The 12,465-nt window shown below is 61.9% G+C and carries 13 protein-coding genes and 1 tRNA gene; 12 read left to right on the top strand and 2 right to left on the bottom strand.

Features of this window, described 5'->3' with window-relative positions:
- Positions 1-973, bottom strand: a 973-nt coding sequence (locus tag VGH68_RS14330; RefSeq protein ID WP_331604301.1) for an NAD(P)/FAD-dependent oxidoreductase, incomplete at its 3' end; no start/stop codon positions are given.
- 190 nt (positions 974-1,163) lie between these two features.
- On the opposite strand from VGH68_RS14330, the gene VGH68_RS14325 reads away from it, so the two are divergent.
- Together VGH68_RS14325 and VGH68_RS14320 are read left to right on the top strand one after the other, a co-directional pair.
- On the top strand, positions 1,164-1,940 hold the full coding sequence (locus VGH68_RS14325) for an SDR family oxidoreductase (RefSeq protein WP_331604300.1): 777 nt from the start codon (positions 1,164-1,166) through the stop codon (positions 1,938-1,940).
- A 96-nt stretch (positions 1,941-2,036) separates the two neighbouring features.
- Entirely contained in the window at positions 2,037-2,468 is a 432-nt protein-coding gene (locus VGH68_RS14320; protein ID WP_331604299.1) for a thioesterase family protein, read from the top strand.
- 53 nt (positions 2,469-2,521) lie between these two features.
- On the opposite strand, the gene VGH68_RS14315 is transcribed toward VGH68_RS14320, so the two are convergent.
- Positions 2,522-3,067: a LuxR C-terminal-related transcriptional regulator gene (locus VGH68_RS14315; protein ID WP_331604298.1), complete on the bottom strand. Its 546-nt coding sequence runs from the start codon at positions 3,065-3,067 to the stop codon at positions 2,522-2,524.
- Positions 3,068-3,323: 256 nt separating this feature from the next.
- Here VGH68_RS14315 and VGH68_RS14310 point away from each other — a divergent pair, with 256 nt between their 5' ends.
- The 10 genes from VGH68_RS14310 (at position 3,324) to rplT (ending at position 12,438) form a co-directional block, all read left to right on the top strand.
- Positions 3,324-4,028 (top strand): CoA transferase subunit A, encoded by a 705-nt coding sequence (locus VGH68_RS14310; protein ID WP_331604297.1) that lies wholly within the window; start codon positions 3,324-3,326, stop codon positions 4,026-4,028.
- Positions 4,029-4,030: 2 nt separating this feature from the next.
- On the top strand, positions 4,031-4,672 hold the full coding sequence (locus VGH68_RS14305) for a CoA transferase subunit B (RefSeq protein WP_331604296.1): 642 nt from the start codon (positions 4,031-4,033) through the stop codon (positions 4,670-4,672).
- 299 nt (positions 4,673-4,971) lie between these two features.
- On the top strand, positions 4,972-5,886 hold the full coding sequence (locus tag VGH68_RS14300; RefSeq protein WP_331604295.1) for an alpha/beta hydrolase: 915 nt from the start codon (positions 4,972-4,974) through the stop codon (positions 5,884-5,886).
- A gap of 90 nt (positions 5,887-5,976) precedes the next feature.
- A complete protein-coding gene (locus tag VGH68_RS14295) occupies positions 5,977-6,330 on the top strand; it encodes a RidA family protein (RefSeq protein WP_331604294.1) in 354 nt (117 codons plus the stop codon).
- A gap of 76 nt (positions 6,331-6,406) precedes the next feature.
- The gene (locus VGH68_RS14290; protein ID WP_331604293.1) at positions 6,407-8,650 is read left to right on the top strand and encodes a bifunctional (p)ppGpp synthetase/guanosine-3',5'-bis(diphosphate) 3'-pyrophosphohydrolase; all 2,244 of its coding nucleotides are present in this window, start codon (positions 6,407-6,409) and stop codon (positions 8,648-8,650) included.
- 149 nt (positions 8,651-8,799) lie between these two features.
- A tRNA-Val gene (locus VGH68_RS14285) sits at positions 8,800-8,876 on the top strand.
- A gap of 250 nt (positions 8,877-9,126) precedes the next feature.
- Entirely contained in the window at positions 9,127-11,034 is a 1,908-nt protein-coding gene (gene thrS / locus VGH68_RS14280; protein WP_331604292.1) for a threonine--tRNA ligase, read from the top strand.
- Between the two features lie 48 nt (positions 11,035-11,082).
- Positions 11,083-11,607: a translation initiation factor IF-3 gene (gene infC, locus VGH68_RS14275; protein ID WP_331604302.1), complete on the top strand. Its 525-nt coding sequence runs from the start codon at positions 11,083-11,085 to the stop codon at positions 11,605-11,607.
- Positions 11,608-11,851: 244 nt separating this feature from the next.
- Complete coding sequence (gene rpmI / locus VGH68_RS14270; RefSeq protein ID WP_027198217.1) at positions 11,852-12,049, top strand: 50S ribosomal protein L35; 198 nt, start codon at positions 11,852-11,854, stop codon at positions 12,047-12,049.
- Between the two features lie 29 nt (positions 12,050-12,078).
- Positions 12,079-12,438, top strand: a complete 360-nt coding sequence (gene rplT, locus VGH68_RS14265) for a 50S ribosomal protein L20 (protein WP_006052502.1) — start codon at positions 12,079-12,081, stop codon at positions 12,436-12,438.
- Positions 12,439-12,465: the final 27 nt, after the last annotated feature.

Here is a 12,465-nt window from a genome sequence, read left to right as displayed (position 1 = left end):
GCTTCGGCAGTGACATCAGACCGCCCGCGGTAATCGCACGCGCGCCATACGACACACGCTTGCCGCCTTCGAGCACAGCGCGGATCGCCGGATGTGTCTTGTAGCGCTGGAATTCCTCGAACGGCGACAGATACGGATTCGAATAACCAAGACCGACGACAAAGCCCACCACCACCTGATTGTTATCCATGTGATAGAGGAACGAGCCGCCATACGTGTCGTTTTCGAGCGGCCAGCCGGCCGTGTGCATCACCAGCCCCGGCTTGTGCTTCGAAGGATCGATCTCCCACAGCTCCTTGATGCCGAGGCCGTAAACCTGGGGATCGGCGCCGTCGCGCAGCTTGAACCTGTCGTTCAGCTGACGGCCGAGATGGCCGCGCGCGCCTTCGCAAAACAGCGTGTATTTCGCATGCAGTTCCATGCCGAGCTGGAAGTTCTCGGTCGGCTCGCCGTCTTTGCCGATCCCGAGATTGCCGGTCGCGACGCCTTTGACGGAGCCGTCGCCGTTGTACAGCACTTCGGCCGCCGGGAAGCCAGGGAATATCTCCACGCCGAGCGCTTCGGCCTGCTGGCCCAGCCAGCGCGTCACGTTGGCGAGGCTGATCACGTAGTTGCCGTGATTCTTGAAGTTGTCCGGCAAAGCCCAGGCCGGCACGCTTTTCGCGCCGGTCTCCGACAGGAACAGGAAGCGGTCTTCGGTCACCTCGACCGTGAGCGGCGCGCCTTTTTCCTTCCAGTCCGGAATCAGTTCGGTGAGAGCACGCGGGTCCATCACCGCGCCCGACAGAATGTGAGCCCCAATCTCAGAGCCTTTTTCCAGCACGCAGACGCCAAGTTCGACGCCTTTTTCAGCAGCGCGCTGCTTCAGGCGGATCGCCGCCGACAGGCCAGCAGGGCCGCCGCCGACGATTACGACGTCGTACTCCATCGACTCGCGCGGGCCGTATTGCTCAATGAGACTTGCGGGGGTCATTGGTGCTCCTCTTACCGTTAGAATGCTTTTTTCGGGTTCGTATTGTGGGCGAACGACTCCTGCACTGCAACCAGACAGGCAAAGATTAGCACGACCGTACTATTTAGTGATGTGGTGTGGACCCGCGGTGCCGGTCCTGCCGCACTTCGTCAACCGCAGTGGTCACTACACAACCGAACAAGGAACGACAATGGGCCGTTCGATCAATCTGGAAGGCAAGGTCGCGCTGATCACCGGCGCCTCGAGCGGGTTGGGCAAGCGCTTCGCCCAGGTGCTGTCGCAGGCCGGCGCAAAGGTCGTGCTGGCCAGCCGGCGCACCGAGCGGCTCAAGGAGCTGCGCGCGGAGATCGAGGCGTCCGGCGGCGCCGCGCACGTGGTGTCGCTCGACGTAACCGACTACCAGAGCATCAAGTCGGCGGTCGCGCACGCGGAAACCGAGGCGGGTACGATCGATATTCTGGTCAACAATTCGGGCGTGTCGACCACGCAGAAACTGTCCGAAGTGACCCCCGCGGACTTCGAATACGTGTTCGACACGAACACACGCGGCGCGTTTTTCGTCGCTCAGGAAGTCGCCAAGCGCATGATCATGCGCGGCAACAATGCGCAGAAGCCGTCGTACCGGATCATCAACATCGCGTCGATGGCAGGCTTGCGGGTGCTGCCGCAGATCGGCCTTTATTCGATGAGCAAGGCCGCGGTCGTTCACATGACGAAGGCGATGGCGCTCGAATGGGGCCGCCACGGCATCAACGTGAACGCGATCTGCCCTGGCTATATCGATACCGAGATCAACCATCATCATTGGTCGACCGAACAGGGGCAAAAGCTCGTGTCGCTGCTGCCGCGTCATCGCGTCGGCAAGCCGGAAGACCTGGACGGGCTGCTCCTGCTGCTGGCAGCGGACGAATCGCAGTTCATCAACGGCTCGGTGATCGTCGCCGACGACGGCTTCGGACTTGCCTGAGCCCGCGACCGCGAGCCGCCTCGACGTTTCGAGGCATCAAGGCATCAAGGCGCCAAGGTATCAACGTTTTAAAGCAAGCACGAACGGAAGCACTGAATGAACGATTTTCACGCAGTTTTCGAGATGACGATGCCGATCCGCTGGGGCGACATGGACGCATTCGGCCATGTCAACAACACGGTTTATTTCCGCTACATGGAGCAGGTGCGGATTTCCTGGTTCGAGCAATTGGGCTTTGTCGGCGGCAACGCTGACGGGCAGGGGCCGGTGATCGTCAATGCGTCGATGGACTTTCTGAAACAGCTTCACTATCCGGGCGACGTGATCGGCCGTATGTCGGTGGCGACACCGGGGCGCAGCAGCTTCGACACCGCGTTCACCCTGCTGCGCGCGGACGATCCGCACACGCTCTACGCGCGCGGCGCCGCACGCTGCGTGTGGATCGATTACGCGGCCGGGAAATCGGTGCCGGTGCCCGATTCGCTGCGCGCGACGATCGAGCGCGCAGCGCTCGTCAAGGCGGCCTGACGACAGGCGTGGGCAGGCCCCGCAGCCCGGGCGGCGCGGGCCTTCCATCTCCGTCAACTTCCGAGCAGCCGCTGTAGCAGCTCGGTCGCATTCCCCGTATCGTATTTGCGCATCAGCCGAGCGCGATATACGTCGACCGTGCGCGAGCTGATATCGAGCACGCGGCCGATCTGTTTGCTGGTCTTGCCAGTCACCAGTTGCGCGGCGATTTCGCGTTCGCGCGGCGTGAGTTCCACCGCGACGCGCCGGGTCGCGCTCAGATCTTCGAAGGTCCAGACGCCCGCCGCATGCGGGTCGGAGCGCTGCTGCGCGCGGCCTGTCACGTGACACCAGAACAGCTCGCCGTTCGCGCGCTTCATGATGCGGTCATCCGCGTAGGTGCCGCGCGCGGTCATGATCGGCGGAATGCGCGCGCCGATCCGCTCGAATTCATCCTCCGACGGGTACAGCACCTGGAACGACTGGCCGATGAGCGCGTCGCGCGGGCAGCCGAAAATCGACGCGAGCTGATCGTTGCAGTCTTCGATAATGCGCTCTCGCGACAGCACGAGTCCGATCGGAGCGAGGTGGAACGCGGTGCGGTAATCCAGAGCGGGCATGGGCTGGCGGCAATTACTTATGTATTTTTGCGTATTGTGCCGCATGGCGCGCCCAGCGTACTCTTTCGGGCAGACGACAAAGCGGCGGCGCATACCATCGCGCGCGACAAGCGCGTGGGGCGGCATCGATCACGGTACGCCCGGCCGCGGATGGCTAGAATGACATGGCGGCATCACGCGGCGCAGCGAAGCTGCCTTATGCGATGTCAGCCGCAATAATCCGGTTTCGGGTTTCCATAGAGGAAGGGACATACGAATGAACAAGGTCTATCCAGGCGCCGCCGAGGCGCTGAAGGACATCGTCAAGGACGGCCAGACGTTCGCCGTCGGCGGCTTCGGGCTATGTGGCATTCCCGAGGCGCTGATCGCGGCGCTGCGCGATTCGAACGTGCGGGGCATCACCTGCATCAGCAACAATGCGGGCGTCGACGGTTTCGGCCTTGGGCTGCTGCTGGAGACACGTCAGATCAGGAAGATGATCTCGTCGTACGTCGGCGAGAACAAGGAGTTCGAGCGCCAGTATCTGGCCGGCGAACTCGAACTCGAATTCACGCCGCAAGGCACGCTCGCCGAGAAGCTGCGCGCGGGCGGTTCGGGCATCCCGGCGTTTTTCACCAACACCGGCTACGGCACGCTGATCGCCGAAGGCAAGGAAACCCGCCAGTTCGGCGAGAACCACTACGTGCTCGAACACTCGCTGACCGCCGACGTCGCGCTCGTCAAGGCATGGAAGGCCGACAAGTCGGGCAACCTGATCTATCGCCGTACCGCGCGCAATTTCAACCCGATGTGCGCGATGGCCGGGCGTATCACCGTCGCGGAAGTCGAAGAAATCGTCGAAGTGGGCGAGCTCGATCCGGACGCGATCCACACCCCCGGCATCTTCGTTCAGCGCCTGGTGCTGAATGCGCATCCGGAAAAACGCATCGAACAACGCATCGTCCGCGCGAAAGGAGACTGATCATGGCATGGACTCGTGACGAAATGGCCGCGCGCGCGGCGAAGGAACTGCAGGACGGCTTTTACGTGAACCTTGGCATCGGCCTGCCGACGCTGGTCGCGAACCACGTGCCGCCGGGGGTCGAAGTGTGGCTGCAATCGGAAAACGGCCTGCTCGGGATCGGCCCGTCGCCGACCGAGGACGAAGTGGATGCCGACCTGATCAACGCCGGCAAGCAGACAGTGACGACGCTGCCGGGCTCGTCGATCTTTTCGTCGGCGGACTCGTTCGCGATGATCCGCGGCGGCCACATCAATCTCGCGATTCTCGGCGCGATGCAGATCAGCAAGAAGGGCGACCTCGCGAACTGGATGATTCCGGGCAAGATGATCAAGGGCATGGGCGGCGCGATGGATCTGGTCGCGGGCGTCAAGCGCGTGGTCGTGCTGATGGAACACGTCGCGAAAGGCGACCAGCACAAGATCCTCGACGAATGCACGCTGCCGCTGACGGGCGTCGGCGTGGTCGACGAAATCATTACCGACCTCGGTGTGATCGAGGTGACCGAGGATGGCCTGAAGGTCACCGAACTCGCGCCGGGCGTGAGCGTCGACGAAATCAAGGCGAAGACTGGCGCGCCGCTCGATGTCAGCGCGGTGAGTTGACAGCGGATGTTGCGCCCCGGCCCCGGCCGATATGAGGGGGGCGGTGGCCATGTGGTTTCGGGGCGGGCGAGACGAGAGTCTCGCCCGCTTTGTTTTATGCGTGGCGGCGCCAGATCCGCGGCGGTTCGACAGGAGCGCCCTATGCCTTCTGGCCGATCCTTGCCGCCCGGCGAAGCAGTTTACAATCGATCGCAGATAACACGTGTGACGATTCTGGCTTTTGCAGAGCCTTCAATTGAGGCCTCTGTTCTGGCGTCCGCAACGGGGCCGGATACGCAGCGCTTTTGCGAGGAACCCAAATGACCGCAACGATCTCCGCTTCCCCCGCAGGCCAGCCTGCGCCGCGTCAACGCTATGTGCAGTGCGCGAGCGCGGGCGGGCTGCATCGCGTCGCGTACACCGAATGGGGCGACCCCGGCAATCCACGCGTGTTGCTGTGCGTGCACGGCTTGACGCGCTCCGGGCGCGATTTCGACCGCCTCGCCGCCGCCTTCACCGATACCTACCGCGTGGTTTGTCCGGACGTGGTCGGGCGGGGCTTGTCGTCGTGGCTTGCGAACCCCAACCTGTACGGCGTGCCGCAATATGTCGCCGACATGGTCACGCTGATTGCGCGGCTCGACGTCGACACGGTCGACTGGTTCGGCACCTCGATGGGCGGACTGATCGGCATGGCGCTCGCCGGGCTGCCGGATACACCGATTCGCAAGCTGCTGCTGAACGACATCGGACCGCACCTCGAGCCGGTCGCGGTGAAGCGCATCGGCGATTACCTCGGCAAGCCCGTGCGTTTCGACACGCTGCAGCAGGGCGTCGACTACGCGGCGCAGCTCGCGCAAAGCTTTGGCCCGCTCACGCCGGACGAATGGCGCGGAATCAATACGCCGCTGCTGCGCGAGCAGGACGGCGGCTGGGTGCTGCGCTACGACCCGCGCATCGCGCAGCCGTTTGCCGCCGTGACGGAGGAAGCCGCGAAACTCGGCGAGGCGGCACTGTGGCATTCGCTCGCTGCGTTTCAGGGACCGGTGCTCGTCGTACGCGGCGAGCACTCCGATCTGCTGTCGCGCGAGACGGTCGACAACATGGTCGCGACCGGGCGCCTTGTGTCGCGCATCGAGATTCCCGGTGTCGGACATGCGCCGGCGTTTCTCGCGGAAGATCAGATTGCGGCCGCGCGCCAGTTCTTCATCGGCCCGTTGGCGAACGCGTCATAATATTGGGTTTCCGTCTGACGTCTGCGGCGAATTTCGCGGCAAGCGTCATGCGGAGTAAACCTCGACCGATCAACCAGTTCAGGATTTTTCATGACCGTTACTCGTCATCACGTTGGCAAGCGTCTCTCGGAAATGGCCGTGCACAACGGCACGGTGTACCTCGCGGGCCAGATCGCCGAAGACACAGACCAGGACATCACCGGTCAGACGCGCGAAGTGCTCGGCCACATCGACCGTCTGCTGGGCGAAGCGAACAGCGATAAATCGCTTCTGCTGTCGGTGCAAATCTACATTTCCGACATGGTGCATTTCGCCGGTATGAACGCGGTGTGGGACGAGTGGGTCGCGCAGGGCGACACGCCACCGCGTGCCACGGTCGAAGCGAAGCTCGCGAATCCGAAGTGCCTCGTCGAAATCGTCGCGATCGCGGCGCAGCGCGGCTAAGCCCCCGCTCCCTGCAGTTACGCACTACCGTTGTTGAAATTCCGTTGATTCGCCTGGCCCGGCGAGCCGTCGCACCATGAATACCGAAACCGTCACGAACGCACCTCATCCCCATCCTTCTTTCGAGGAAGCGATGGCGTTCGTACGCGAGCATGCCGGTGACGTGCGGCTGTCGTCGGGCGAACTGCTCGCGGACCACGCGGCGGGCACCGCGTCGATCATGCGCAAGCTCAACGTCGATCCGCCCGCGGTGCTGGCGGCGGCGCTGTTTGCGCTGACGCCGCATCTGCGCGATCCAGAGCAGGTGATCGCCGATAACTTTGGCGAAGAAGTCGCGCAACTGGTCGGCGACGTGCGCAAGTTGCTGCGCCTCGGCACCGTCAGCCTGCGCGCGACGCAAAATGCGATGCCCGAAGCCGGGCGCGATGCGCAGGCCGCGCGCCGCGCCCAGGTGGAAGCGCTGCGCAAGATGCTGCTCGCGTTTGCGCAGGACATCCGCGTGGTGCTGATTCGCCTTGCGTCGCGGCTGCAATCGCTGCGCTACTACGCGGCGGCGAAAGTCACGCCGTCGCCCGACGTCGCGCGCGAGACGCTCGATATTTACGCGCCGCTCGCCAACCGTCTGGGCATCTGGCAACTGAAGTGGGAGCTCGAAGACCTCGCGCTCCGCTTCGAAGAACCGGTCACGTACAAGCGCATCGCCAAATTGCTCGACGAGAAGCGCGTGGAGCGCGAGAGCTATGTCGCACAGGCGATCGACAGGCTGCAGCAGGAGTTGGCCGCCGCGCATATCCGCGCGGAAGTGAGCGGGCGGCCGAAGCACATCTACAGCATCTGGCGCAAGATGCGCGGCAAGCAGCTCGATTTCGCCGAGCTCTACGACGTGCGCGCGTTCCGCGTGATCGTGCCCGACATCAAGGATTGCTACACCGTGCTCGGCATCGTGCACAACCTGTGGCAGCCGGTGCCGAAAGAGTTCGACGACTACATTTCGCGGCCGAAACCGAATGGCTATAAATCGCTGCACACGGTCGTGATCGGCGACGACGGCCGCGCGTTCGAGGTCCAGATCCGCACGCACGAAATGCATCGCTTCGCTGAGTACGGCGTCGCCGCGCATTGGCGGTACAAGGAAGCGGGCGCGCGCGGTTACGGCGGCACCTTCACCGCGAACGAAAAGTACGACGAGAAAATCGCGTGGCTGCGTCAATTGCTCGCGTGGAAAGACGAGGTGTCCGAAGGGGAGCAGGGCGACGGGCGCGCGGCGCAGCCTTGGGAGCAACTGCGCCAGGCGACGCTCGACGACGATCACATCTACGTGTTGACCCCGCAGGCGCGCGTGATTCCATTGCCGCACGGCGCGACGCCGATCGATTTCGCGTATCACCTGCACAGCGAACTGGGGCATCGTTGTCGCGGCGCGCGCGTCGATGGCGCGATGGTGCCGCTCAACACGGCACTGCAGAACGGCCAGACTATCGAGATCGTCGCGGTGAAGGAGGGTGGCCCGTCGCGCGACTGGCTCAACCCGCAGCTCGGTTATTTGCACAGTTCGCGCGCGCGTCAGAAGGTGCGCGCGTGGTTCAACGCGGTTGAGCTGCAGGAGCACATCGCGAACGGCCGGGCGATGGTCGAAAAGACCTTGCAGCGCGAGGGCAAAACTTCGGTCAGTCTCGATCAACTGGCTACCCGGCTTGGCTTCAAGACGACGGACGATCTTTTCTCGGTGGTCGGCAAGGAGGAGTTCAGTCTACGGCTCGTCGAGCAGGCACTGCACGATGCCCCGCCGCCCGAGCCGGATGTCGAAGCGCCGGAGAAATTCGAGAAGCGCAGCAGCGGCGCCAGTGTGGCGCGCGGCGCTTCGACCGGGGTGCTGGTGGTGGGCGTCGACGCATTGCTCACGCAACTCGCGCGCTGCTGCCGTCCTGCGCCGCCCGATGACATCGCCGGCTTCGTGACACGCGGCAAGGGCATGTCGATTCACCGCAGCGACTGCGCCACGTTCCGCCGGATGGCCGAGCGCGCGCCGGAGCGAGTGCTGCAGACGGCGTGGTCGGCAGACGTGATGAGCGGCCGCGGCCAATCGGTCTATCCGGTCGACCTCATCATCGAGGCAAGCGACCGGCAGGGGCTGCTGCGCGATATCTCGGAAGTGTTCGCGCGGGAAAAAATGAACGTGATTGGCGTGAAAACGCAGAGTCGGCGTAACGCAGCGTTCATGCAATTCACCGTCGAGGTGTCGAGTTCTGCGCAGATCCAGCGCGCTTGCACGCTGCTTGGCGAGATCACTGGCGTGACGCGCGCGGCGCGCAAGAATTGAGGCATGCGCTTTATCGGTGGATTTGCCCGCGCGGAATCGCGCGCGCGCGAGCTTGGACTGCCGTGAGCAAACTGATCACGGGAAGTTAAAGTAGCTGCATAAAAGTACTTGCCAAGCTATGGGGCGCTCCATATAATCTCGTTTTCTTCAGGCTCGTAGCTCAGCTGGTTAGAGCACCACCTTGACATGGTGGGGGTCGTTGGTTCGAGTCCAATCGAGCCTACCAACGAATGGAATTCTGGCCTTGCCGGGGTTTCGCAAACTGCGGTAAGCGCCTTGAGCGCAAAAGGCGAATACGGTTATGACACCGCGAACGTTGACCGAAACTGTTTCGGAGCGACGCTAGTCGAGGACCACTTTTGCCGATGAAGTTTGCATGAAATGTGAGTGCGGCCCCTCGAAAGCGGGGCCGCATTTTTTTTGTCTTTTTGATCTGGTTGTATGTGCCGCCGCCGGCCGGCACCACGGAGAACGCAATGGTTTCGATACGTCTGCCTGACGGTTCTGTTCGACAGTACGAACATCCGGTGACCGTCGCCGAAGTGGCCGCTTCGATTGGCCCCGGCCTCGCGAAGGCCGCGCTCGGCGGCAAGATCGACGGTGAACTGGTTGATACGTCGACGTTGATCGATCGCGACGTGACACTGGCCATCGTTACTGAGAAAGACGCCGACGGTCTCGATATCATCCGCCACTCCACAGCGCACCTGCTCGCGTATGCGGTGAAGGATCTGTATCCGGAAGCGCAGGTCACGATCGGACCGGTCATCGACAATGGCTTCTATTACGACTTCGCGTACAGCCGTCCCTTCACGCCGGAAGATCTCGAAAAAATCGAAAATCGCATGAAGGAACTCGCGAAGAAGGACGAGGCGGTGTCGCGTCGTGTGGTGTCGCGCGACGAAGCCGTCGAATACTTCAAGAGCATCGGCGAAAAGTACAAGGCTGAGATCATCGAGTCGATTCCCGCTAGCGACGAAATCAAGCTGTACTCGCATGGCGGCTTCACGGATCTGTGCCGAGGCCCGCATGTGCCCTCTACCGGCAAGTTGAAGGTCTTCAAGCTGATGAAGGTCGCGGGCGCTTACTGGCGCGGCGATTCGAAGAACGAGCAATTGCAGCGTATCTACGGCACGGCCTGGACCAGAAAAGAAGACCAGGAAGCATATCTACATATGCTCGAAGAGGCGGAAAAGCGCGATCACCGCAAGCTCGGCAAGCAATTGGACCTGTTTCACATGCAGGACGAGTCACCGGGCATGGTGTTCTGGCATCCGCGTGGCTGGACGCTTTGGCAGCAGGTCGAGCAATACATGCGCCGTCGCGTGAACGACGCTGGCTACCTCGAAATCAAGACGCCGATGATCATGGACCGCTCGCTGTGGGAAGCGTCCGGGCACTGGCAGAACTATCGTGAAAACATGTTCACGACGGAATCGGAAAAGCGCGACTACGCGATCAAGCCGATGAACTGTCCGGGTCACGTGCAGGTGTTCAACCACGGTCTGCGCTCGTATCGTGATTTGCCGCTGCGTTACGCGGAGTTCGGTTCGTGCCACCGCAACGAGTCGTCGGGTGCGTTGCACGGTCTGATGCGCGTGCGTGGCTTCGTGCAGGACGATGCGCATATTTTTTGTACTGAAAGCCAGTTCATCAGCGAATCGATCGCGTTCAATACGCTCGCGATGAGCGTCTATCGCGACTTTGGCTTCGACAATGTCGAGATCAAGCTGTCGCTGCGCCCAGACGCGCGCGCCGGCACCGACGACACGTGGGACCGTGCGGAGCAGGGTCTGCGCGAAGCGTTGACCGCCTGCGGGGTAACGTGGGAAGAGTTGCCAGGAGAGGGGGCCTTCTACGGCCCCAAGGTCGAGTACCATATCAAGGACGCGCTCGGTCGCTCGTGGCAGTGCGGTACCCTCCAGCTGGATATGGTGTTGCCGGAGCGTCTTGGCGCCGAATACGTCGCCGAGGACAACAGCCGTCGTCGCCCGATCATGTTGCACCGGGCAATCGTCGGATCGATGGAGCGCTTCCTCGGCATTCTGATCGAGCACCATGCTGGTGCAATGCCTGTATGGCTCGCGCCGGTGCAGGTCGTCGTGATGAACATCGCGGAAAGCCAGGCGGAATATGCGCGGTATCTGGCCCAATCGTTGCAAAAACAAGGGGTTAGAGTCGAGGCTGATTTGCGCAACGAGAAGATTAGCTATAAAATACGCGAGCACACGCTCGAAAAGATCCCGTACCTGCTGGTGGTCGGCGACAAAGAGCGTGAAGCCCAAACGGTAGCCGTGCGTGCCCGTGGTGGTGTCGATCTGGGTGTGATGCCTGTCGACGCCTTCATTGAGCGTCTGCGCCAGGACGTGCAGTCGTTCAAGTGAGCCACTTGGCAGCCCGGCTCATTTTTTTAATTTTAGAGGAAACGTAACATCGCTACTGATAAGTCTGCGCACCGCATCAACGGTGAGATTACTGCACCTGAGGTGCGACTGGTCGGGGTCGAGAACGAACCGCTCGGCATCGTGAAACTCGCTGATGCGTTCCGCATGTCGGAACAGCAGGACGTGGATCTGGTGGAAATCGCTCCGCAGGCGGTTCCGCCGGTTTGCCGTTTGATGGACTACGGCAAATTCAAGTACCAGGAAGCGAAGAAGCAGCACGAGGCCAAGCTCAAGCAGAAGGTCATCCAGGTCAAGGAAGTGAAATTCCGCCCGGGTACCGACGATGGTGATTACCACGTCAAGTTGCGCAACCTCATCCGCTTCCTCGAAGACGGCGACAAGACGAAAATCACGTTGCGTTTCCGTGGCCGCGAAATGGCGCACCAGGAAATTGGCATGCGCATGCTCGAGCGCTTGCGCACGGACCTCGACGAAGTCGGTCAGGTCGAGCAGATGCCGAAAATGGAAGGGCGCCAGATGATCATGGTGCTTGCCCCGAAGAAAAAGAAGTAAGCCGGAGGAGCGGCGCGTCATGTGGCGCGCCGTCCGGTTGCAAAGGGTTGAGCGATGCTGTGCCGGCTGCCCGGTGCAGTGTCGGAAGGTTTCGGAACGGCGTGCAGGGGTAATGCGCGGCGCGTCCCGAAAAGCGGCCGCTGGTAGTACGGTGGTCTGCATACCAAGTGGAATGGGTTTCGAAGGGCGGGAAATGGCCAACTGGCCGACCGCACACCCATCTCCATCTAATAATGGAGTTGTCATGCCGAAGATGAAGACCAAGAAGAGCGCTGCGAAGCGCTTCGTGGTGCGTCCGGGCGGTACCGTCAAGCGCGGTCAGGCCTTCAAGCGTCACATTCTTACCAAGAAGTCCACCAAGAACAAACGCCATCTGCGCGGTTCCACGGCAGTTCATGATTCCGATCTGAACTCCGTACGCGCAATGCTGCCGTTCGCTTAACCCTTAACCGACACTCATAGGAGCGAAACATGCCTCGAGTAAAACGTGGGGTTACCGCGCGGGCCCGTCACAAGAAAATCATCAAGCTGGCCAAGGGGTACCGCGGCCGTCGCAATAACGTCTATCGCATCGCCAAGCAGGCGGTCATGCGCGCAGGCCAGTACGCCTACCGCGATCGCCGCAACAAGAAGCGTGTGTTCCGCGCACTGTGGATCACGCGTATCAACGCGGCGGTGCGTCAGCACGACATGACGTACAGCGTGTTCATCAATGGTCTGAAGAAGGCTTCGATCGAACTCGACCGCAAGGTGCTGGCCGACATGGCTGTGTTCGACAAGGCCGCTTTTGCTGCGATCGTTCAGCAGGTGAAAGCCGCCGTTGCAGCCTGATTGCGCTTGTGGCAATTAAAACTGCGT

The organism is Paraburkholderia sp., assembly GCF_036488505.1.
In the GTDB taxonomy this organism is placed as follows: Bacteria; Pseudomonadota; Gammaproteobacteria; order Burkholderiales; family Burkholderiaceae; genus Paraburkholderia.
This window is presented reverse-complemented; position numbering and strand designations above follow the sequence as displayed.

Excerpts from the sequence above, each read along its gene's own strand:
- VGH68_RS14290 (WP_331604293.1), top strand. The coding sequence starts at position 6,407 with ATGAATACCGAAACCGTCACGAACGCACCTCATCCCCATCCTTCTTTC.
- VGH68_RS14305 (WP_331604296.1), top strand. The coding sequence starts at position 4,031 with ATGGCATGGACTCGTGACGAAATGGCCGCGCGCGCGGCGAAGGAACTG.
- thrS (WP_331604292.1), top strand. The coding sequence starts at position 9,127 with ATGGTTTCGATACGTCTGCCTGACGGTTCTGTTCGACAGTACGAACAT.
- VGH68_RS14325 (WP_331604300.1), top strand. The coding sequence starts at position 1,164 with ATGGGCCGTTCGATCAATCTGGAAGGCAAGGTCGCGCTGATCACCGGC.
- VGH68_RS14310 (WP_331604297.1), top strand. The coding sequence starts at position 3,324 with ATGAACAAGGTCTATCCAGGCGCCGCCGAGGCGCTGAAGGACATCGTC.
- VGH68_RS14320 (WP_331604299.1), top strand. The coding sequence starts at position 2,037 with ATGAACGATTTTCACGCAGTTTTCGAGATGACGATGCCGATCCGCTGG.
- VGH68_RS14295 (WP_331604294.1), top strand. The coding sequence starts at position 5,977 with ATGACCGTTACTCGTCATCACGTTGGCAAGCGTCTCTCGGAAATGGCC.
- rplT (WP_006052502.1), top strand. The coding sequence starts at position 12,079 with ATGCCTCGAGTAAAACGTGGGGTTACCGCGCGGGCCCGTCACAAGAAA.
- VGH68_RS14300 (WP_331604295.1), top strand. The coding sequence starts at position 4,972 with ATGACCGCAACGATCTCCGCTTCCCCCGCAGGCCAGCCTGCGCCGCGT.
- rpmI (WP_027198217.1), top strand. The coding sequence starts at position 11,852 with ATGCCGAAGATGAAGACCAAGAAGAGCGCTGCGAAGCGCTTCGTGGTG.
- VGH68_RS14315 (WP_331604298.1), bottom strand. The coding sequence starts at position 3,067 with ATGCCCGCTCTGGATTACCGCACCGCGTTCCACCTCGCTCCGATCGGA.